Here is a 22,172-nt window from a genome sequence, read left to right on the forward strand (position 1 = left end):
CATGAGCGAAATATTTTGACAGGAGTGGATTTACACTATTATTATCGTTAATCAGATTTCGTTTTTTATGCGCATATAGCGTATTGGTTATACGCATTAATAGATACCAGAATTATGAGCAAGAAAACGTTAAACTTATCGATAGAAGAAGATATAAAGCGCAGAGCCAAAAAGATCGCTAAGAAGCGGGGTATCAGTGTCTCTCAATTTTTTGAAGAACTGGTTATTCAACAAGAAGATCCTGATGAATATACTCCCAAACCCGGCAGTGCTGCATATAAGTTGATGACACTAATTACTGAATCAGAAAAAAAGGAACACTACGATTATGATGAAATTCGCTATGAAGCTCTAAAAGAAAAGTATGACCTTGAATAGGATTCTTGTAGACATAAATATCTGTTTAGATGTCGTCCTGAACCGCAAGCTATTTGTAAAGCGATCTACAGAAATAATTGAGCGGTGCGAGGAGAAGCAATTTACCGGTCTGATTGTAGCTCATAGTTTTGATACTATGTTCTATGTACTGAGTAATGAAATAGGAGAGGAAAAAGCCTATAAAGGTATTCATTACGTTCATGAAGCTTTTGATATTGCTAATATTACGGGTACTGTAATTGATGATGCCTTGGCACTTAATTGGTCGGATTTTGAAGACGCTATTCATTATCAAGCTGCCCTGCATGCTGACTGTGAAGCTATCGTGACTCGAGACGGTAATGATTTTAAAAGTGCCGATCTGCCGGTTTTGAGTCCCAATGGATTGTTGGATCAGTTGTAGGCTGAGGAAAGGTGGTTCCATTTGCCGTTTTCCGTCTTACGTCTGCTTTGCCATCCCTCTGACGTTTCTCATCTCACATTCCATTTTACTTATTTGTTTTTCCCAAGCAGATTGCGAGCCGGGCTGTTACTATTCTCTTTAGCAAAGATAAGCTCGAATTTTTGATTCCCATCATTATTTTCGGGCCAGAGCAAAGTTCCATTTAGCTGCTTTAAGAGAGGATCAATTAAAATATTGTGTAGCGATTGTTCTTCTCTCAATTTACTGGAATTTTGAACAATGTTTTTTCCCTCAATAATAATATGTACCTGATTGCTATACTGTCGAAGCTTTATCGAAAGCTCTTTAGGATCTTTGTTTGCAGATTCAAAAATAAGAGAGAGCAATTCGTTAACAAGAAGTCCGCATGGTATAGACTGATCTATCTGCAAGCAGACATCCTCGTGATTACCATTAAGATTTATTGTATTTGAATACTTCCCGTTTTGAATATTCGAGTTCGAAATAAATTCTTCAAAAAAATTGTTGATCGGTATTTCGTGTAAATTACCGTTCTGGTAGAGCACCTCGTGTATGGAAGCAATAGTCAGAATTCGGTTTTTAACATTGGTAAGCTGTTGATTCAATTGTGAATTTGTTGAATCAAAGAGCTGAATCTCCAACAAACTGATAATCAGAGCCAGGTTATTTTTAACGCGGTGATGAAGTTCTGCCAGTAAGGTTTCTTTCTCACGAAGTGCTTGTTCGATTTTCTGCTGATATTCTGCCTGTTCCGAGATATCAACATATATACCATATATGGCAATAATTTCGTCGTGGAGTTCAATAGGAACTCCGCCGATCAATACTGGCACTTCTTTTCCATTTTTGGTTAAACGAACACTTTCGGTCTGTATATTTTGTCCCTGCAGGGTGGTCTCTGTGACAGATTTGGCTTCATCTTCCTTGCCTGAAGGTATTATCAGTTCATTGATATTTTTGCCTATAGCTTCTTCTTGTGTATAATTAAATATATTCTCAAAGCTCTTGTTGATTTGTGTAATGTTATTATCAGTATCTAAAATGGTGATACCGATTGGGGCGTTTTCAAAGAGCTGCTCAAGCATAAGCTGAGTTTTTCGATTCTCCAGTTCAGCCTGTTTTTGTTCTGTGATGTCTATACCTGATCCTACTACAAAGATTTCACCATCTTGTTCAAATCGATTAGCCTGGATCTGGTAATCGCGGATTTCTCCTTCTTTAGTAAGGATCTTTGCTTCCAGTGACAATTCTCCTTCTTCTATACATTTTTCTATTTTCGATTTTACCATAGACTTGTGTTTATCAATCACTAAGTCGTCTGCACTTTTCCCTGATAATTCTTCGGAAGTATAACCCAGGATAGATACATAACTGTTGCTCCAGGGAATTAGTTTACCCTCTTGGTTAAGTACAAAAAAGATCCCCGGATTACTATTCAGTGCCGATTCGGTGAACTGTTTGTTCTTAATAAGGTCCTGTTCAATCTTCTTGCGCTGACTGATATCGCGAAAGGTTGTAATGGCTCGCAAGTTTCCCTGTTTGTTACGATAGGTCCGTGACGAAACTTCAGCAGGGATTAGTGAATGATCCCGGTGAATAAAGTTTGTCTCGATTTCAAAGCTGCCGGTTTTATTTCTTTTTTGCAGGGCTTCTTCATAAGCAGGGTCATCGGTGTCTACTAATTCGTTAGCAGAACGACCAATTAGTTTCCGGCGGCTCCAGCCGAGAATGTTACTTGCTGCAGGATTTGCATCGATAATTTTTCCTTCGCCGTTAGTAATGAGAATGCCGTTGAGACTTTGCTCAAATTGTATCTGATAGCGATTCTGGGTTTCGCGCAGTTTATTTTTTGATTGGATGGAGACAGTAACATCTTCATGGATCATGATAAACCGGGTATTTTCGGCATTGCATGGTCGGAGCGTTAAGGAAAACCAGAACGTATTGCTTTGGGTTTGCAGAGGGTACGTAAGGGTATAGGAATCCGTGGTGCCCTGCAATACTTTTTTCATACCCAAAAGAAATTTCAGGGCATAGTCATTACCCAGTTCTATAGCTTGCTGAAGAACTTCAAAATAGTTAGTGCCAATATCAGAGCGTTTTATTGCAGCACTTTTTGTGTTGAATGATTCCCAAGCTTTATTGGTCTCAATAATGACACCATTTTTATTGATGATAGCAATTTGAGCTAACAGGCTGTCAAGTAATTCGGAATTCAATTTAGATGTGATGACGTTGTTGATTTGGTAGTTTGTTTTCTGAAGAAAGGAAATAATCAACAATTATCAGCTCTTATGTAACACGTGAAAAGCTTAAATTTTAACTTGATAGAAAGACTTAGAGATTAATAGGTGTTTTCTGTAATGATACACTGTTGGCCTTTAGCTACTTTGCTAACGGCGTTGAGCAGTTTGTTTTCCGAAACTCCAATTTGTGTGTATCCCGACGCTCCAGCTTTAAGCAGCGGGTCAATCAAAAAACGGCGTTGATAGGAATTTAAAACCAACAGGGGGAGCGCAGAAAATTGTGAAACCAAATGTTTAATAATTTCCAAAGGCGGATCAGAAAAATCCGCTAAATTGGCAACTATAATATCGTACAGCGATTCTTTCTGGCTCTCACCGTCTATTTGTGTTTTTGAAATTTTCCATGATGATTCAATAAGTATTTCCCATCCATCAGTAGATGATAGCATTTGATATATAGTTTCAGTTATAACAGATTCCCGGCCAACGAATAAAATGTTCATTACTCTTTTTCAGTTATTGTTTCTTTTAACGTAGGGCTTTAGCAGGACTAGGGATATGGAAGGAAAGACCTATTTATTTGGGTAGGTACAAAAGCGTAGAGATTAGAAAGAGTAGAAGCTTATTCAATTTCTACCAAATTGTGTTTAATCGCATACGTTACTAGGCCGGCTGTATTCTTGGCACCGGTTTTTTGCAAAAGATTGCGGCGGTGGGCGTCAACGGTTCGTATACTAATATAGAGCTCGTCGGCAATCTGCTGATTGGTATATTGTTTAACAATATATTCGAGTATTTCCTTTTCACGGTCGGTAAGTTGGGCGGGATCTGAAGTGGAATCTTTGGATTCTCCCTTAACAAGATCCCTCATCACACTTTGTGTGGCTTCTTTGCTGAAATAATGTTGCCCTTCCAGAATGGTTGTGATAGCTTCGAGAAGCTCATCTCTGTCAGAACTTTTCAGGATATAGCCCGAAGCCCCGGCTTCGATCATTTCACGGATATGCTGATCTTCATCCAGCATAGTAAGAGCAAGGACCTTGATATCGGAATGTTCCTCTTTTATCTGCTCGGTGGCTTTGATGCCATTTGTTTTGTGCATGTTGATATCCATAATAATGATATCCACATCATTGTTTTTACAGGCTTCTACTGCTTCAGCGCCACCTTGGGCCTCGGCTACAATATTAAAGCCAACTTCATCTTCGAGCAGTGTTTTGATGCCGTCCCGAACAATCGTATGATCGTCAGCCAATAAGATATTAACACCAGCCATCAGGCCCCTTCATTTGTAAGCAAATTATTAATTTCCGGAATAGTAATTGATATTTTCATGCCAGATCCCCTTTCAGATTTAAAGTTTATTGATCCCTTTAAACTATCTACTCTCGTTTTTACACTGCGGATACCAATTCCTCTATTTTCTTGCAGTTCATGCATTTTGACGCCTTTGCCATCGTCTGCAATTAGTATTTTAAGTTTATCTCCTTTGAGTTGCAACTCTGTTTTGAGAGTTGAGCATTCCCCATGTTTTACAGCATTGGAGAGTAATTCCTGAAAAATGCGATAGATGTTTATCTCAGCTTGATTTTTAAGCTGTAAATTTTGGCAGTTGTGATCAAAACGGAAGGTGATCTCGGTGCTGGATTCCAAATCCCGAATTAAATTTTCCAGGGCAGCGATAAGTCCATAGTCGGCGATGGCTTTCGGCATCAAATTATGTGCAATGCCCCGCGATTCTTGCAGTCCGGTCTTAAGAAAAGATAAACCGGTATTAAATTGCTTTTGGCGTTTATCGGAGAGCGTATTGATATCTTTTTTTATCGACTGAAAATTCATGTTGGCGGCTACCAAATATTGAACGAGCCCGTCATGCAATTCGTGCGCGATGCGTTTACGCTCGCGATCTTCACCTTCAATAACCGACTGGATGACTTTTTCCTGCAAAAGTTTCTGTTCAGTTATATCATGTACCAGCGCCAATCGAAAAGTATTTTCTTTGTATTGGATATTGGCAGCAGTTATTTCCACATGGATTAATGTTCCATTTTTCTTAAGATGTCTCCACTCTCCACTATATGTTTTTTTACTGCGATGTTTTTCTACATCCTTTTTTAACTTCTCGACATCCTCGGGCGGGCGAATTTCCGTTAGCGTCATATCCAAAAGTTCACTTTCAGAATAACCGTAATGGTTAACGGCCGCTTTATTTACTTCCACAAATTCCAGTGTATCAGGATTATAGATCCACATCGGTTCCGGGTTGTCTTCAAAAATGTGGCGGTATTTCTCTTCCGATTCACGCAGTTTTTGTTCTGCCTGCTTTTGCTTGGTGATGTCATTCAGCGTCCCTACCACTCGTTGTGCCTTACCCATTTCATTTCTTATTATTTTACCGCGATCGATGATGTAGGCAGTAGATCCATCTGCCCGAAGAAACCGGTACTCATGTTGCCAGTATTCATCATCACTCTTCAACACTTCATTGAAACTCTCAGTAGCTTCTTTTTTATCGGCAGGATGAATATGCTCTATCCATGAAGAAAGATCATTGCTAATAGACACTCTTTCGTATCCGAATAATTTTTCGAAACCTTCGCTCCACCATAATTTTTCGTTGATCGGATCAAATTCCCAGATAACATCAGTGGTAGTATTTGCAACAAGCTCGAACCGCTGCTTTTCTTTTCGCAGCTCTTCTTCTGTTTGTTTAAGGTCAGTGACATCCAATACCGTCGTAAGCATAAGATTTTGTTCATACAGCGGTATATTTTTTATATCAACAATTTTCTGTTCCCCTTCCGGTGTAGTAATGGTTAGTCCATCCCATTGCATTTGATCAGGATTACCGCTGCCAATATCTTCGAGGAACCTGTTTTTGACAATCTCCCGGTAACGCTCATCGGGAAACACTTTTTCAAAAAAGCTGTCGATATTATTCAGAACCTCTTTGGGCCATCCGTAAATTTCGGTGAATCTTTTATTCATCAAGGTTAGTTTGCCCTCATCAATGGTGTTAACGGCTACACCGATAGGCAGATTTTCCAGAGCTGTTTCTATAAAGGTATTTCTTTGCTTTAGCTCATTTTGGAATTTTACTTGATCGGTTACATCCTGAACAATGCCTAATAGTTTACTTTGCCTCTCTTCCGTAGAAGGAATACCGATCGCTCTTATATATTTATGATTTCCCTTGTCAGTTTGTAACTCTAAATCAATGTCAAAAGATTTCCCTTGCTCAATAGCTTTATTGATCGCCTTATTATGTTTAGCGCTGGTGCCCTTATAATAGTGGTCGGATTGGAGTTTTTCGAAAGAGGGGGGACCTAATTCAGGATCACGTTCAAAAATTTCAAATAATGTTTGGGACCATGTAATTTCTCCGGACGAAATATCAAGTTCCCAGTCACCTATATTGCCTATTTGTTGAGAACGCAGTAATCGTTCTTGTCTTTTTCTAAGCTTCTGTTCAGTCTCTTTCTGTTCTGCTTGTTTGGTCGTAAGCTGGTTGTCATGCTTTTTAATCAGATAAAACAATCCAAAGCCGGTGATCAATACATAAAACCAACCTTTGTAGGTCTGGAGCACTGCAAAATAACTAGGATCGGAGACAAAAGAATCCAAAAGATAATCACTAAGAGTAATCCACAATCCTGCTACAATAACATAAATCAATGTTATTCTAAGTGCTGTAAAGGTGAAGACTTTTGAATGATCTGACACTTGTATTCCCTCTGTCTCTGTGGAGAAATCTATGATATAACCAATATGTTAAAATTTTCTAACCAAAGGGAAACGTCTGGGAAGGTATAAGAGGGGATAATGGATTTTCAAAGGTTGATATGGCGATTCCAATCAGCCGGTGTTACTATTCTTATCCTTCAATGTTGGAGAAAATTCACGCAGTGGCATATTGCCTTTTGTATTTGGAGTATCAACATCTCGTTCGGCCATAAGCTCATAAACAATGCGATCACTGCGGTAGTATCGCTTTTGATAGTAAATAGGTTTTTCGCCAACTGTGAGCGATAAACGATCTATGAGCAGCAGGGCAGTGCCGGGGTCTACTTTCAGAGACTGGGCCACATTATCAGGCGCATTTTCAGCTTCAATCCGGAAGTATCCTTTTTCAACAGGGATGTCAAAATCCTCTTCGAGGATATTATAAATAGTTTCGTCCTGAAGGTCGTAACCCTCGATAAGCTGACCGTAAAACATTGGCAGCCAGGTGATGTCAAAAGCGATTGGTTGATCATCCCCAAGCCGCAGGCGATCCAGGCGAACAACAGTGCTTTCCGCATCAATATTTAACAGGCCAGCAATTTGATCGCTGGCTGTAACGGTACTAAGCTGCAGAACTTTGGAAGAGGGCGCGAGTCCGGCGTGTCGCATATCCTCATCAAAATCAGTGAGGTATATAAAGGACTGGCTGGCCCGATCGTCACAAACAAATGACCCGAGTCCCTGTGATCGATAAATCAGCCCCTCGTTTTCCAGCGTTTGCAATGCTTTTCGAACCGTTACACGACTCACATCAAACTTTTTACATAATTCATTTTCCGAAGGCAATTTCTCATCCTTTTTAAAATTGTTGTTTTCAATCTGATCGCGCAACCACTGCGAAATCTGTTTGTGACGCGGAGTTCCTTCTTTTAACATGGCTATTTATCTTACTTAACTTCCTTTGTTGTTGGTTGAAAGGTATAGTATATTACATGTAATTACAAGTTGAATTCCTAATGGATTTGAAGATAATAAAACTTTTTACCGCTTTTGGAGTTTTTAAAGGCTAACAAATTATACCTATTACCATGATAAGGAATAAATTAGATTTGTTGTATGTACTTGTATTGACAAGTTTAAATTTATCTATTACCTTATTCACAGATTTTAAAAGCTGAATGAGTTATCAACTTAAATGATGAATGAAATTATGATTGATCTGTTATATGAGCCGTGGCCGTGGTATGTGGCCGGACCTATTATTGGTTTAACAGTCCCCATACTCTTATTGCTGGGAGGCAAGATGTTTGGTGTTTCTGCTAATCTTCGTCACACCTGCGCGGCTTGTAATTTCGGCAATGTAGAGTTTTTTAATTATGACTGGAAATCAGCCGGGAGATGGAACCTGACATTTATGTTGGGAACCGTTATTGGCGGTTTCCTGGGTGGATATATTTTTGCTAATCCCGAGCCGATAAATTTGGCGTCATCGACTATTGCCGAGTTGCAGGCGATGGGGATCCAGGATTTCGACGGATTGGTGCCCGCTGATCTGTTTGCCTGGGAATCGCTTGCTACAGCTACAGGGCTTATCGTATTAGCTCTGGGCGGTTTCCTGGTTGGCTTCGGTGCCCGCTATGCCGGCGGATGTACTTCCGGCCATGCTATTTCGGGTTTATCCGACCTGCAGCTGGCGTCACTCTTGGCTGTAATCGGCTTTTTTATCGGCGGGCTGCTGATGACCCATTTCATTTATCCACTGATTTTATAATCAATAACATGTAAGAGTTTTTTTTGCATTTATCTGCCGAAAATCCTCACACATTTGGTGAAAATAAAAATTTAAAATGCAAACGCTGTCAAGCATTTGAACTGCTGACAGGACAATAAAATAAAACACCAACTATGAAATTTACTGAATACCTCAAATATTTATTAATAGGCACAGGGTTTGGCTTTATATTAGTCAAATCAGAAGTCGTTTCCTGGTTTCGAATACAGGAGATGTTTCGCTTCGATTCCATCCATATGTATGGCATAATTGGACTGGCTGTAATAGTAGGAGTCATCTCCGTACAGCTGATCAAACGTAATAATATGAAGGATGCAAAAGGAAACCCCATTTCAATACCACCCAAGGATTCTTCCCAGGTTACACGCTATATTGTAGGAGGCAGTATATTTGGATTGGGATGGGCTCTGCTTGGTGCGTGTCCGGGACCGATGTTTGCCCTGTTGGGCAGCGGCTTAACGGTTATGGTTGTACCTATTGCCGCAGCTGTTGTCGGGACCTATGTGTATGGATGGTTACGACCGAATTTACCTCACTAATGAGAAAGAATATTTACTAACCTAAAAGAATAACACTATGTATTTCAAACAACTCTTTGACGAAAAACTGGCACAGTATGCATATCTGGTCGGATGTCAAGCCAACGGTACAGCCGTGGTAATAGATCCCATGCGCGATATCGATCAATATATCGAGGCAGCAGCTAAAGAAAATCTGACCATAGTTGCTGCTGCGGATACACACATTCATGCCGACTATATTTCCGGACTGCGCGAATTTGCCGAACGGGGCGTAAAAGTGTACGCGTCCGACGAAGGAGATGAAGACTGGAAGTATGAATGGTTATTGGATAGTGATTACGATTACAAACTGCTCAAAGACGGTGATACCTTTAGTATCGGTAATATTTCCTTTAAGGCTTGGCATACACCGGGACATACGCCCGAGCATCTAAGCTATTTTATAACAGATGGTGCCGCGGCTGATGAACCGCTGGGTGTTGCTACCGGGGATTTCATCTTTGTCGGTGATGTCGGACGTCCCGATCTGCTGGAATCTGCTGCCGGACAAAAGGATGTTATGGAGCCCTCGGCGCGGACTCTATACAAGTCGGTAAAAGAGTTCAAAGATGTGCCGGAATATTTACAGGTATGGCCGGGACATGGGGCAGGAAGTGCCTGTGGTAAAGCACTGGGTGCGGTTCCTGAAAGTACGGTCGGCTATGAGTTACGTTATAATAATTCGCTGAAGTCGGCTACCTCCGAAGACAACTTTGTCGATTTTATTTTGGAAGGACAACCCGAGCCGCCGATGTATTTTGCTCGTATGAAGCGAGACAATAAAATGGGTCCGAAGTTACTCAATGGTATTCCACAGCCAAACCGGTTAACACTTGGACAGCTCAACAAAATTATATCAGAAGATAAAGGCACGCTGTTGGATACCCGGTCTCGCGAAGCATTTGCTAATGGACATATACCAGGATCACTGCTGGCAACGCTCAATAAGTCATTTAACACTGTAGCCGGCTCATATATCACCGAAGAGGAAACTATCTATTTGGTGGTGGAAGCACATAGAGTCCGGGAGGCGGTGATTGATCTGATTCGCATCGGACTCGATAATATCGCCGGATTCGTTACGCCCGCCGATCTGGAGATGTATGCCGATCAGGGCGGTGACCTCCGAAAGATTGATCTGGAAACATTCGAGACAGTGAGTGAGAAAAAAGATGATCCGCAGTACAAAGTGCTGGATGTGCGCAAGGCCTCTGAATACCAAGAAGGTCATGTAGAAGGAGCCTTGAACTATGCGCATACCCGCCTGTCAGAGAATCTGGATAAAATTCCCAAAGACAAAACTCTACTGGTTCATTGTCAGTCGGGCGGACGCTCTTCGGTGGCTGCAGCATACCTGGCCAAACACGGGCGTAAGGTAGTAATGATTGACGATGAGTTTGAAAACTATAAGCAGAAAGCCGAAGTAGTTTAGCAAGTTTCCGTCGGATGAGAGACCATCCGGCGGATTTTTATCAGTTGGGAGCCACATATAAAACTCCCAATTATTGAAAGAATAGCAGTACTATGAGTTTTTTATCAAAATTATCACAGTTTATTCCGCTGCTCGGCTGGATTAAGGACTATTCAGCCAAGCATTTTAAAGGCGATTTTAACGCTGGTCTTACCGTTGGTATCATGCTGATTCCCCAAGGGATGGCGTACGCCGTACTGGCCGGACTCCCACCCATCTATGGGTTATATGCTTCCATCGTACCTTTGATTTTATACGCCTTTTTTGGCACTTCCCGCCAATTGGCCGTAGGACCTGTAGCAATGGTTTCGCTGCTGGTGGTGGCAGGAGTGGGAGAAATTGCCGAAGTCGGCAGCGACCGGTTCATACAGCTGGCCATAATGACCGCCATGGGCGTGGGTGTTTTCCAGCTCTTGATGGGATTGTTTCGAATGGGATTCTTGGTCAACTTTTTGTCACACCCAGTTTTAAGTGGGTTCACCTCAGCCGCGGCATTAATTATTGGAGCCAGTCAGTTTAAGAATCTGTTGGGGATCGATTTACCGCGAACCAACTACGTGCACGAAATTATAATGGGAGTCTTTGAAAAAGCAGCCAGTATCGATCCCTATACCGCTGCAATCGGTATCGGTTCAATTGTACTGATTGTCCTGATCCGAAAATGGAAGCCAACATTCCCGTCTGCTCTTGTTGTTGTAGTACTTGGGACTGTGGTTACCGCAGCTTTTGGATTAAATCAGCAGGGGGTAGCGATTGTAGGTGATATCCCTCAAGGACTTCCATCGTTCGAGATGATCTCATTAAGTATCAGTGACTTTCAACAGCTGTTGCCCACAATTCTGGTTATTTCATTGGTAGGATACATGGAATCGATAGCCGTAGCCAAGGCTATTGCCAATAAACACAACTATAAAGTGGATCCCAACCAGGAGCTGGTAGGGCTTGGGATTGCGAATATCGGCGGTGCTTTATTCCAGTCATACCCGACAACCGGTGGGTTTTCACGTACAGCAGTTAATGATCAGGCCGGAGCACAGACAGGCATGGCGTCGATCATCAGCGCGGTTATTATTGCTCTTACCGTGTTGTTGTTGACACCTTTGTTCTATTATCTGCCGATGGCCGTGCTGGCTTCTATTATTATTGTGGCCGTAGCCGGGTTGTTTGACGTCGAAGAGATGAAATATCTCTGGCAAACAGATCGCAAAGATCTGGCGATGCTGGCAACTACTTTTATTGCTACCCTGGCACTTGGTATCGAAGAAGGAATACTAGTGGGTGTGGTTCTATCGCTGGTAGTTGTTATTTACAGTTCAGCGAAGCCTCACAGTACAGAATTGGGTCGGCTCGGTAAAACCAAGAACTTCCGCAACATAAAAAGATACCCGGAGGCCAAGACCAACGAAAAGGTGCTTATCTATCGGTTTGACTCCCAGCTGTACTTCGCCAATGTAACGCATTTCCGTGATACGCTTGATGATCTGATTACTTCTCGTGATAGCAAGCTTGAGTTGTTGATCCTTGACGCGTCATCCATTCATGATATAGACTCAACCGGCATCCATGCACTTCGGGATCTGATTGGAGACTTGCGTGAAAAAGATATCAAGTTATTTATTGCCGGTGCAATCGGTCCCGTTCGCGACAAGTTGAAAAAATGTGAAATTGTAAGTGAGATGGGCAAGCACAACTTTTTCTTTGATGTCGATGATGCCCTGTCAACGTTTTATTCGGAGTCTGATAGTAATATTACAGAAGAGTACGAGTATTCACCCCTGCAAACCAACAGTTAGTTTTATTATGAATAATGCACTCGGACTCAAGGCCAATTGGAAGCAGTTTTCGCTGTTGGTGCTCATAAATGCTTTTGTGGGCGGGATGGTAGGACTCGAGCGAACGATTCTGCCTGACATCGCCGAGACGGAGTTCGGTATCGCTGCCCGGGCTGCTATTTTCTCTTTTATTATTGTGTTCGGAATTACAAAAGCATTGGCCAACTATTTTGCCGGACGTTTTGCCCAGCAGTACGGCCGCAAGAAAATGCTGGTCCTCGGTTGGCTTTTTGCGCTTCCGGTCCCATTTATTTTGATGATGGCCGACAGCTGGAATGCTATTGTATATGCCAATATCCTGCTCGGCATTAACCAGGGACTGGCATGGTCAACCACTGTTATCATGAAGATTGATATCGCCGGTGAAAAAGATCGCGGTCTTGCCATGGGGCTCAATGAATTTGCCGGTTATGTAGCAGTGGCAGTTGTGGCATTTTTTACCGGATGGATTGCCAGCGAATACGGATTACGTCCCTATCCCTTCTATATTGGGATCGGAATGGCAGCCGTAGGATTGATACTGTCGGTATTTTTTGTCAAAGATACTGCTCCCTGGGTTAAGCAGGAAGCAGGTGCTAGTGATCAGCAGAAAAGCAGCGAAAGTCTTTTCTGGAAAACCTCCTGGAAAGACACGAATCTTTTTGCGGTTACGCAGGCAGGATTGACAACGAACCTTACCGATGGTTTGGCGTGGGGAGCATTCCCGCTTTTTTTAACCGCTGCGGGACTCGATTTATACCAGGTGGGCATAGTTACAGGAGTGTATCCTGCATTTTGGGGAATCTTCCAAATTGGTACAGGCAAACTGTCAGATTATACCGGTCGCAAGCAGATGATTGTTGCGGGGATGCTGTTGCAGTCAATAAGCTTACTGGTATTTCCCATGCTAAATCAATTTTACGCATTTGTCATTGCTTCCGCTTTTCTTGGATTAGGCACTGCGATGGTGTATCCGACATTTTTGGCCTCCGTAGCCGACCTGGTGCATCCGCATGACCGGGCCGAAAGTGTAGGTGCTTTTCGACTCTGGCGTGATTTAGGATATGCTTTTGGAGCGTTACTGGCCGGTATTATAGCAGATTATCTGAATTTAACGAGCGCAATTTTGTTTGTAGGTGTGTTAACGCTGATATCAACTCTTTATGTTTTTATACGGATGAATAAATTGGATCGGCCGAAAGAATATTATCAACAAGTAAAAACAAAAGTTTAAGTAACATGGATAAGACAGCAATTATAATTGCCCTTGTGGTGATTACCGCGTTCATACTTTTTAATTTACTATCAACGAACGACAGCAAGACGAAAAAAATGGATATAGCAGTACAGAATATTAAAGCCGCTGACTTTCAGCAGCAAAAAACAGAGCGTCCCGGAGTTATCATAGACGTGCGCACGCAGGAAGAATATGACGAAGGACATCTGGCAGAGGCAGATCGTCATCTGAATCTGCTGAACGGAGATTTTGAAGCTTCCCTGGATTCACTGGATAAAGATAAAACCTATTATCTCTATTGCCGATCAGGTAATAGAAGCGGACAGGCGGCCGGGCTGATGGTTAAAAACGGCTTTGAAAATGTCTATAACATCGGCGGTTATCAGGATCTGGTTAATGCCGGCGCGGAAAGCGAAAAATAAAATAGTAACAAAGCGCCGACACGATCAAACATTATTTCCTTTTCCATCAGCTTGGTTTAGATTTATAAACCGGCCTTGAATTGTGTGCTGAAGCCAAAGGATGACGTTTGTAGATTGTGTACCGGTGATATCCCGAAAGTTTTCGGGACTCAAAACCCCATTTTTAAATCCTGGAATCCGGTAGCCAAAATACTTTACTGGCGGAAAGCCTGCTGGGGAATGATAAATAACTCTCACTTAATTACTGTTAAGGCTTTCGAGCCAGTAACCTAACAACATTAGCTGTCCCTGTATGATGTTCCCCTTCATGCAAATTGATTTCCGTAGCATCAGCTTCCAACACCTCTAGTTCGTTGAAATCCTGAAGCAGATCCAAACTATAAAGCATTTCAGGATCCTTAGGACCGCCGGAATCATTTTCAATTTGGTCCTTCGTAAAAGCTTCCAAAATGATATAGCCACCTGATTTTAACCCATTGATCAACTTTTTGTGGATATTGCGCCGTTTTGATGAATGCAGCTGTGCATAAACCAGAGCAATAGCCTCATAAAAATCTTCTTTGACCTCAAAGTTCTCATAGTCGCTCAGATAATAATTTAGCGATACATGATTTCGCTTAGCCAGCTCCTGCGCTTTCTTTCGTCCCTTTTCACTGATGTCAAAAGCATCGACCGACCAGCCTTCTCGCGCAGCATAAATTGCATTGCGTCCCTCACCTTCGGCCGGCAACAGCAGTTTGCCCGGTTCTAATTTATCCAGTTGTTCTTTGAAATAAAGATTTGGTCGGGTACCATAAATATAATTTCCGCTCGAATAGCGGTCATCCCAGAACTGTTTGGCTTCTTGTGCTGTTCGCATAGCTCATCCATTTTTCTTTTTAAGAAGTAATTTGAGCGCTAATTTTATTCCTGCTTAAAGTTATTAAATTAATATGTTAATACCCGCAGATAGCACAGATAACGCAGATCTAATAATCCCTTCTCGGAAAGTATTATGCATATTCGATAAGGGCGATCTCCGTAATCCCAGTCATCTGCGGGAAGTATTTCGGATCGTATATAACCCTTCATACTCAATTCGTCACATTAATTAATTTTCATGAATTTGAAGCTCAAAATTCCACCGGCTATCGTCACATTTGTCATTGCTGCTGCAATGTGGTGGATAGCTGAAAATATTTCTTATGAATGGGCTACTTTTGATTCTGTTTTAAGAGTAGAGATCCTTTTTCTGGGAATTGGAGGTATTCTTGGGTTGACAGGATTAATTCAGTTTTATCGAAGCTCGACATCTATTGATCCGCATAAACCGGATAAAACCAGCAAATTGGTGACAGACGGCATTTACAGTATTTCCCGTAATCCCATGTATTTGGGACTGCTGTTTATTCTGGCCGGGTATGCATTCTACCTTGCCAACCTGTTGACATTTCTGTTGCTTCCGCTTTTCGTTGAATATATGAACCGCTATCAGATTATTCCCGAAGAAGAGATTATGGAACAAAAATTCGGAGATGAATACCTGCGGTACAAATCCGAAGTCCGCCGGTGGTTGTAGGGATAACCGCAGAGTTACGCAGAGATTTATAGATTTAATTATAAGCATCCTGTCCTGTGAAACTCTGTCGTACCTCTGTGGTCTCAGCGGTTAAACAGATTGAGCTGTCCTATACTCCATTCTGCAGAATTAGAAAACTTATGGTAGCAAGTTTACCAGTGTATAGTAGAAAAGGAGTCGCAGGGCAAACCAAAGAGTTCGTGAAAAAACATTACCCCACCTTACTCTGTGCAGCTCTGCGAACACCTCTGTGAGCCCTCTGGGGTAAAAAAATTATTCCTGCACCAGCTCCCGCATCCACTGGGCAAAATTAGCCGAACTGTAGTCGGCAATACCTTCCTTTTTATAGATAACTTGACCTTCTTTTGAGATAATATAGGTGGTTGGCAAATATTCACTTCGAAAAGCATTGGGCATGGGTGATGCGGAGAAATAGTAAGGCATGGAAAAATTCTTTTCTTTCATAAAATCCACGGCTTTTTGTGGCTCTTCATCCATGGAAAGCAGAATAAAACGGATATTATCTTCGCTGCTTACGTTTTCGTAAAGCGTTTCGATCGTTGGCATCTCAGCCACACAGGGCGGACACCATGACGCCCAAACATTTACGAACACCACATCGCCTTTAAAATCACGAAGCGAAATTATTTCGCCGTTAGAATCTTCCATTTGGAAGTTAAAGTCAGCGTTGGATAGCTGTGGTCCATCTGTAGTGGATAACTCAGACGTATCTGCATTAAAGAGACCGGTCCAGAGCATGCCGCGCTGTAAAGTTCCGAGCACCTCCGTATGCCATCCGGTTGCATAAAGAATAGCACCAATAGCGAAAATGACGCCCCATTCTGTAAGGCTTCTTTTCCATGTTTGATTTGTTTTATTTTCCGTCATTATAGATGAATACGATTAGTGAAAAATTCGATAGGTAATATTTACAGAAGGATAATTCGAAAATTGAAGAAAAGAAGTTACTTTTGCCTTCTAAAATTATATCAAAAACAGATGATTATGAAATTTATCAAACACTTAAGCTGTATATTTTTCATTCTACTAATGGTTAGCCAGACTGGTTGGTCTCAAGATCAGAAATCCTCACTTTCTGCTGTCGATTCACCCAAGCTGGTAGTGGGTATCGTAGTGGATCAAATTCGCTACGACTATATCCCGCTTTATTGGGATAAGTTCGAGGATGACGGCTTTAAGCGATTGGTCAATCAGGGATTTAACTTCGAAAATAATCATTTCAACTATTTTCCGACCTATACAGGCCCGGGCCATGCTTCCGTTTATGCGGGTACAACACCTTCGGTTCATGGCATTGTAGGTAATGCCTGGTACGATCGAAACATCGATGGGAGCATGTATGTAGTTTCGGATTCGACCGTATCACCGGTAGGTACCGATAGTGGAACTGGTAAGATGTCACCTGAAAATCTTTTAAGTACAACTGTAACCGATGAGTTGAAAACGGCTAGTCCCCAGAGTAAAGTTATTGGCATTTCTATAAAAGACCGCGGTGCAGTGTTACCGGCGGGACATCTCGGAGATGCAGCCTATTGGTATGAAAGCGATACGGGAAATTTTGTGAGCAGTTCATGGTATGTTTCCGAACTACCGCAATGGGTGCAGGATTTTAACCAAGAGGGATTAGCTAAAGAATTTTCCGAAAGCACTTGGGAGACGCTGCTGCCGATTGATCGGTACACCGAGAGTAATGAGGATGATACGCCTTATGAAGGCACTTTTGAAAACGAGGATGCTCCCGTTTTTCCACATGACCTGGCTTCGAATCGTGGTGATGGTTATGGTATCGTGAGTTCTACTCCTTTTGGTAATACGCTGATAGCAGAGTTGGCAAAGGCAGCAATTGACGGTGAAGATCTTGGATCGGGCAACGCTACCGATTTTCTGGGTGTCAGCTTTTCTTCTACTGATTATGTAGGACATCAATATGGACCGCATTCAATTGAGTTGCAGGATACCTACCTGCGACTGGATCGCAATATCGCCGATATGCTTGATTATCTGGATGAGCACGTTGGAGAAGGCAACTACTTGGTATTCCTGACTTCAGATCACGGAGTTGTGGACGTGCCTCAGGAATTGATCGATAAAAATCTGCCCGGTGGATATTTTGACAGCAGCACTACACTTGAGAAATTAGCATCCTATTTGAAACAGGAATTTGGCGATGAAGATTGGGTTGAGGATTACGCCAATCAGCAGGTCTATCTGGATCGCGATTTAATTGATCAGCATGATCTTTCTCTTAAAGTTATGCAAGATAAGGCGGCGGATTTTCTGCTACAGTTCGATGGCGTAAAATCCACCAATACGGCGCACAACTTTCAGTACAAGAACTTTGATAGCGGCCAGCAGGCGATGTATCAGCGCGGATTTATGTACGATCGTTCGGGCGATGTGTATATTCAACTGAAATCTGGCTGGCTGGATTCTAGTTCCCGGACGGGTACGTCTCACGGATCACCCTATAACTATGATACCCACGTACCTCTTATCTTTTACGGGTGGAATGTACCGCAGGGCAGTACATCTCGCAAGACTACTATTCCACAGATTGCCCCTACTATTTCCAATATGTTGAATATCGCCCTGCCAAGCGGCTCCGAAGCGGATATCCTGCAGTTTAAGGAATAATCCTCATCGGATGACTGGGGTCTGTCATCCGATGAATGAAAATAGTTACTAATCTTCGTCGGACGACTGGATTTGTCGTCCGACGAATAGAAGTAGTTTTAGTCTCCTCACCCGCCCGACCGCAAGCCCAGCGGCCGGACGGAATTAATCCCGTCAATTCTGAATTTTAACAGGCACAATAATATTTTTCGTGCCTACATGCGAAAAATCCAGTTCCACAGAAACTGAATCGCCGACAGTTAAATCATCTTTCAGATTCATAAGCATGATGTGAAGACCACCCGGTACCAGTCGAAGTTTATTTCCCGAGCCGATTGGTTGTTCCCCGGCGGGACGCATACTCGAAGTTTCATTGCCAGCATCGTATGATTCGTGCAGTGCTGCTTCATCAGACGCTTCGCTGGAAACACTTAACAGTGTGTCATCAGTGGCTGTGCCGTTAGTGATGACCATATAAACGCTGCTATTATCTCCTTTGGCACCCGGGCGTGCCCAACCGTCTGCGAATTCATATTTGCCAAGAACTACGTTGGAATTACCACGCTCATTTTCTGATTCGGCACTACATCCCCAAACAAAAGCCAGGCACAGCAGGAATGACAGCACGTAAAAAATGTGTGATTTCATTAGTTGCGTAAGGTTTGGATATCTTCGGTTACGTATTCAGGTGGAATACGATGAGCAGGATACTCTGCGCGGATGTCAGCATCCTCATCCATCAGGTAGATTGTATTGGAGTGACGCATTGCATAGTTGCTGCTATCGTGACCCAATGAATCAACTATTGTTTTTTCGGCAACAATATCCAGGTCATCTAGTAAGTCATTGATAGTAGCCGTATCACCGGTAAGCATCGTAAACTGATCATTCAGCTGATACAGGTTTTTGTACTTTTTCAAAACAGAAGGTGTATCACGTTCGGGATCAAAAGAGATTTCAATAAAGTTAACGCCGGCGGTATCCTGCAATCCTCTTTGAATATTGGTCATATTTGCAGTAATAGTGGGGCAGATATCAGGGCAATTTGTAAAAATAAAGGTGATGACAGAAATCTCTCCCTGGAAATCCTGTGGGAAGTCAACCTGTGAACTGTCGGCATTGAGCAGGGAATAACTATCGCCGCTGAGATCGTAAATCACATCCGATTTACCGCAAGCAGCAAGCAATCCGGTAACAAGTAGCGTTACAAGAAGAGATCTGAGGGCGGTAGTCATTGGCTGATATTTGTTTGTTAATTACAGGGGCTGTGAGCGTGTTCTTCACACGGTTCAAATTCAAATTCGAGGGTTGAATGATGTATGTTAAAATCGGCTCCCAATAACTCCTTCAAAGCTGATTTAATCGACTCCATCTGATTCATGTCATCTTCATCAATAACAACATGGCTTTCGAGCAGGATATTTTGCTCATCGAGCCGCCAAATATGCAGATGGTGCACATCGAGCACACCTTTAACCTTGGTCATCGATTGACGTATCTCCGGTATTTCAATATTAGCCGGAGTACTTTCCATCAAAATGTTGATAGTTTTGCGCAGCATGTGATAGCTATGCCACAAAATATAGCCGGCAATAAGCAGTGTGAGTATCGTATCAATAATATAAAGTTGATACTGGATGATCAGGAAACCGGCCACGATAACCCCGACTGATGAAAATGCATCCGACAGGATGTGAAGGTATGCACTCCGGAGATTCAGGTTTTCATCTGAACTCCGATATAGTAGAAAAGCCGTGATTACATTGCCCAAAAGACCAATGATGGCGACTACAAACATTACCATGCCGTCGATGGGCTGAGGATCATAAAAACGCTCAATACCTTCTTTGATCAGAAAAAGGGCAATGATTACCAATGTAATCAGGTTGATAAACGCCCCGACTATCTCGGCCCGCTTGTAGCCAAATGTCTTGTCACGATTGGCTTCTTTCTTGGATATTTTTCGTGCCACTAAGCTGATAGCCAGCGAAGCCGTATCGTTAAGATTGTGCAACGCGTCAGAAAGAAGTGCCAAACTACCTGAAATCAGTCCACCTACAAATTCTGCAGCAGTAATAATAAAATTGAGGATAATCGAGATCCATAATCGACCTTCGGTCTGGTCGCCTGCGTGATGGTGGTGCGCATGATCGTGCGAATGTGCCATGAATTTGACAGTATGTTAATAATCTAAGGAAATTTATTCCTGTAATTTTTGTCAGAGCCGATTATAGCAAACAAAAATTAAGAAATGATGAATAATTTATGTTCGTCAGGTTCTGCCCCTTGCTATTGTCAGTATTTAATTATCAGTATCTTACAGTATTGAGCAGCTGAAAGCTGGGGGCTGACAGCTTATTTCTTAACATCTTTAATAAATTTTGAAAGCCAGTTAGGTGAATAATATAAGTTACACCTTCATGGTTCAAAACTTGAAGCTTCTTGAGTGCTGTTATTCTTTTCCCATTCATCGAGTAATTGGCGCATGATGATACGTGCACTTTCACGAGTTACCGCGTCTATTTTGTCACGGGGAGCTTCGTCACTAATTTCATAAGTTACCGCATCGGCACCAAACGTATGAAAAATCCAGTTTTTAGTTATGGGTGAATTAGGGGGAAAGGGTTCAACCTCAATCGGATAGTCCGGGAATTCACCCTGCAGAATATCAATCCACTCATAAGTAAAGTCGTCCGGGAAGGTTTCTATATCCCTATTAATGGGATAAAAGATATTTTCATCAGTTGAATGAAAGTCGATGCCGTAATAAACTCTGCGGAGCGAATCTTTCTTAATCGGTAACAGATCGTCCCGTATGGCACGCGGTTCTGGCTGATTGAAATGCTGCCAGTCGCGATTCAAGTCAACGCCCCGGGCATTATAGCGCCAGTGGCCTAGCTGCACGCCGTCGGGGTTGGCAAAGGGATAAGCCCAGACCTCGAACGTGTTGCGAAACTCCGCAGCCAGTTCACTGTCTGAAGCCAGCTCTTCAATAAATACTTCGGTGGCCAGACTTCCCGTCACTTCCGGCGGATGCAGACGTCCGGTGATAATCAATACGCCCCGCTTTTGCGAGGAGTTGATTTCCGAAATCTGCATCTTTTTAATGGGATAATTCAAGTGGGAGTAGCCTACCCTGTTGAGCGAGACCCAGTTCTTTTCTGACAGTGAATCAGCCCATCGATTAAAGTCATCAAACGTAAATAATTCTTGCGCTGAGACCCAGAGCGTATCGTCGTTCAGATCAAGCGAAAGGGTGGCAGTACCATCCGATGTATCAGTCTCATATCTGTGAGGGTCAATAGTGTTCCACTGTTTACCATTGGTACTTAACTTTGGAATGTAACGGTGATCTCCATTTTCATATTGCAGTTTTAAATCGATCGTATCGTCGGTATCGCCCCATATTTTAAAAGCATACCACGGACTGTTGTTGATCGCATCCCGCTCTGGTTTAATGATGATGCTGTAAAGCGAATCTTCAATCCGGTAAAAATCACTTAGACGCGCCCCTTCAAATTCATTACTTACCCAGATATTTCCCTCATTTACCCCAATTGTTCGTTTGTAGTGGGGATTTAATTCTTTATCCGTGGTTTCCGTGACACCATCGGGATCATAAGAATAGCCAGAAAACTCTTCCGTTGATGTGCAGCTTGCCAGAAGCATAGCAGTGAGTACAGGAAATAATAGTAGGCAGAAAGTATTGGATTTTATGATCAGCAATAGTTGAACACCTGTAAATTTAAAGTAATTTTGAGTTAACGAATGTACAATTTGATCAGCATAAAATCATTATTGTATTTCTATTGTTGTCAAAACTAATTTTGATGATGAGTTCCGAAACTTTATTATTCACTTACTTTCAGTGTGGTTGTAAATAGATTAAGCATTTAAGCAAGAAGACGTTTGGCAA

Annotated in this window: 21 protein-coding genes; 10 read left to right on the plus strand and 11 right to left on the minus strand. The window is 42.3% G+C overall.

Annotated features, from left to right (window positions below; all coding sequences use genetic code 11):
- The first annotated feature begins 114 nt into the window (after positions 1–114).
- The gene (locus ACT3ID_RS15075; RefSeq protein WP_491542880.1) at positions 115–378 is read left to right on the plus strand and encodes a DUF6364 family protein; all 264 of its coding nucleotides are present in this window, start codon (positions 115–117) and stop codon (positions 376–378) included.
- Positions 371–781 carry a type II toxin-antitoxin system VapC family toxin gene (locus ACT3ID_RS15080; RefSeq protein WP_491542881.1) on the plus strand — a complete coding sequence of 137 codons (411 nt, stop codon included), beginning with the start codon at positions 371–373 and terminating at the stop codon, positions 779–781. The genes ACT3ID_RS15075 and ACT3ID_RS15080 overlap by 8 nt, the downstream gene beginning before the upstream one ends.
- A gap of 89 nt (positions 782–870) precedes the next feature.
- Here the strand turns inward: ACT3ID_RS15080 and ACT3ID_RS15085 are convergent, their stop codons facing one another.
- The 5 genes from ACT3ID_RS15085 to ACT3ID_RS15105 all read right to left on the minus strand — a co-directional run bounded on the left by ACT3ID_RS15085 (position 871) and on the right by ACT3ID_RS15105 (position 7,707).
- Positions 871–3,021 (minus strand): PAS domain S-box protein, encoded by a 2,151-nt coding sequence (locus tag ACT3ID_RS15085; RefSeq protein WP_491542882.1) that lies wholly within the window; start codon positions 3,019–3,021, stop codon positions 871–873.
- Positions 3,022–3,146: 125 nt separating this feature from the next.
- Positions 3,147–3,497: a response regulator gene (locus ACT3ID_RS15090; RefSeq protein WP_491542883.1), complete on the minus strand. Its 351-nt coding sequence runs from the start codon at positions 3,495–3,497 to the stop codon at positions 3,147–3,149.
- Between the two features lie 173 nt (positions 3,498–3,670).
- Positions 3,671–4,324: a response regulator transcription factor gene (locus ACT3ID_RS15095; protein WP_491542884.1), complete on the minus strand. Its 654-nt coding sequence runs from the start codon at positions 4,322–4,324 to the stop codon at positions 3,671–3,673.
- Positions 4,324–6,771, minus strand: coding sequence for a PAS domain-containing sensor histidine kinase (locus ACT3ID_RS15100; protein WP_491542885.1), 2,448 nt, complete (start codon positions 6,769–6,771; stop codon positions 4,324–4,326). Before ACT3ID_RS15100 ends, ACT3ID_RS15095 begins: the two co-directional genes overlap by 1 nt.
- Positions 6,772–6,903: 132 nt before the next feature.
- Entirely contained in the window at positions 6,904–7,707 is an 804-nt protein-coding gene (locus ACT3ID_RS15105) for a GntR family transcriptional regulator (protein ID WP_491542886.1), read from the minus strand.
- Between the two features lie 274 nt (positions 7,708–7,981).
- Here ACT3ID_RS15105 and ACT3ID_RS15110 point away from each other — a divergent pair, with 274 nt between their 5' ends.
- The 6 genes from ACT3ID_RS15110 to ACT3ID_RS15135 all read left to right on the plus strand — a co-directional run bounded on the left by ACT3ID_RS15110 (position 7,982) and on the right by ACT3ID_RS15135 (position 14,064).
- The gene (locus tag ACT3ID_RS15110; protein WP_491542887.1) at positions 7,982–8,542 is read left to right on the plus strand and encodes a YeeE/YedE family protein; all 561 of its coding nucleotides are present in this window, start codon (positions 7,982–7,984) and stop codon (positions 8,540–8,542) included.
- Between the two features lie 134 nt (positions 8,543–8,676).
- Entirely contained in the window at positions 8,677–9,102 is a 426-nt protein-coding gene (locus tag ACT3ID_RS15115) for a DUF6691 family protein (RefSeq protein ID WP_491542888.1), read from the plus strand.
- A gap of 37 nt (positions 9,103–9,139) precedes the next feature.
- Positions 9,140–10,555: a rhodanese-like domain-containing protein gene (locus tag ACT3ID_RS15120; RefSeq protein ID WP_491542889.1), complete on the plus strand. Its 1,416-nt coding sequence runs from the start codon at positions 9,140–9,142 to the stop codon at positions 10,553–10,555.
- Between the two features lie 92 nt (positions 10,556–10,647).
- Positions 10,648–12,387 carry a SulP family inorganic anion transporter gene (locus ACT3ID_RS15125; protein WP_491542890.1) on the plus strand — a complete coding sequence of 580 codons (1,740 nt, stop codon included), beginning with the start codon at positions 10,648–10,650 and terminating at the stop codon, positions 12,385–12,387.
- A gap of 7 nt (positions 12,388–12,394) precedes the next feature.
- On the plus strand, positions 12,395–13,639 hold the full coding sequence (locus tag ACT3ID_RS15130) for an MFS transporter (RefSeq protein ID WP_491542891.1): 1,245 nt from the start codon (positions 12,395–12,397) through the stop codon (positions 13,637–13,639).
- Positions 13,640–13,644: 5 nt separating this feature from the next.
- Positions 13,645–14,064 (plus strand): rhodanese-like domain-containing protein, encoded by a 420-nt coding sequence (locus ACT3ID_RS15135; protein ID WP_491542892.1) that lies wholly within the window; start codon positions 13,645–13,647, stop codon positions 14,062–14,064.
- A gap of 247 nt (positions 14,065–14,311) precedes the next feature.
- On the opposite strand, the gene ACT3ID_RS15140 is transcribed toward ACT3ID_RS15135, so the two are convergent.
- Complete coding sequence (locus ACT3ID_RS15140; RefSeq protein WP_491542893.1) at positions 14,312–14,923, minus strand: class I SAM-dependent methyltransferase; 612 nt, start codon at positions 14,921–14,923, stop codon at positions 14,312–14,314.
- A gap of 240 nt (positions 14,924–15,163) precedes the next feature.
- Between ACT3ID_RS15140 and ACT3ID_RS15145 the strand changes: the two genes are divergently transcribed.
- Positions 15,164–15,622 (plus strand): methyltransferase family protein, encoded by a 459-nt coding sequence (locus ACT3ID_RS15145; protein ID WP_491542894.1) that lies wholly within the window; start codon positions 15,164–15,166, stop codon positions 15,620–15,622.
- Positions 15,623–15,895: 273 nt separating this feature from the next.
- On the opposite strand, the gene ACT3ID_RS15150 is transcribed toward ACT3ID_RS15145, so the two are convergent.
- On the minus strand, positions 15,896–16,510 hold the full coding sequence (locus tag ACT3ID_RS15150) for a TlpA family protein disulfide reductase (protein WP_491542895.1): 615 nt from the start codon (positions 16,508–16,510) through the stop codon (positions 15,896–15,898).
- A 117-nt stretch (positions 16,511–16,627) separates the two neighbouring features.
- Here ACT3ID_RS15150 and pafA point away from each other — a divergent pair, with 117 nt between their 5' ends.
- A complete protein-coding gene (gene pafA, locus ACT3ID_RS15155) occupies positions 16,628–18,277 on the plus strand; it encodes an alkaline phosphatase PafA (protein WP_491542896.1) in 1,650 nt (549 codons plus the stop codon).
- A gap of 153 nt (positions 18,278–18,430) precedes the next feature.
- Here pafA and ACT3ID_RS15160 read toward each other — a convergent pair whose 3' ends face one another.
- From ACT3ID_RS15160 to ACT3ID_RS15175, 4 genes are all read right to left on the minus strand, one after another.
- Positions 18,431–18,904 carry a copper chaperone PCu(A)C gene (locus ACT3ID_RS15160; protein ID WP_491542897.1) on the minus strand — a complete coding sequence of 158 codons (474 nt, stop codon included), beginning with the start codon at positions 18,902–18,904 and terminating at the stop codon, positions 18,431–18,433.
- Complete coding sequence (locus ACT3ID_RS15165; RefSeq protein WP_491542898.1) at positions 18,904–19,491, minus strand: SCO family protein; 588 nt, start codon at positions 19,489–19,491, stop codon at positions 18,904–18,906. Before ACT3ID_RS15165 ends, ACT3ID_RS15160 begins: the two co-directional genes overlap by 1 nt.
- A 17-nt stretch (positions 19,492–19,508) precedes the next feature.
- Positions 19,509–20,423 (minus strand): cation diffusion facilitator family transporter, encoded by a 915-nt coding sequence (locus tag ACT3ID_RS15170; RefSeq protein WP_491542899.1) that lies wholly within the window; start codon positions 20,421–20,423, stop codon positions 19,509–19,511.
- A 251-nt stretch (positions 20,424–20,674) separates the two neighbouring features.
- A complete protein-coding gene (locus ACT3ID_RS15175) occupies positions 20,675–21,925 on the minus strand; it encodes a M14 family metallopeptidase (RefSeq protein ID WP_491542900.1) in 1,251 nt (416 codons plus the stop codon).
- Positions 21,926–22,172: the final 247 nt, after the last annotated feature.

It is taken from the genome of Fodinibius sp. GM108 (assembly GCF_058386985.1).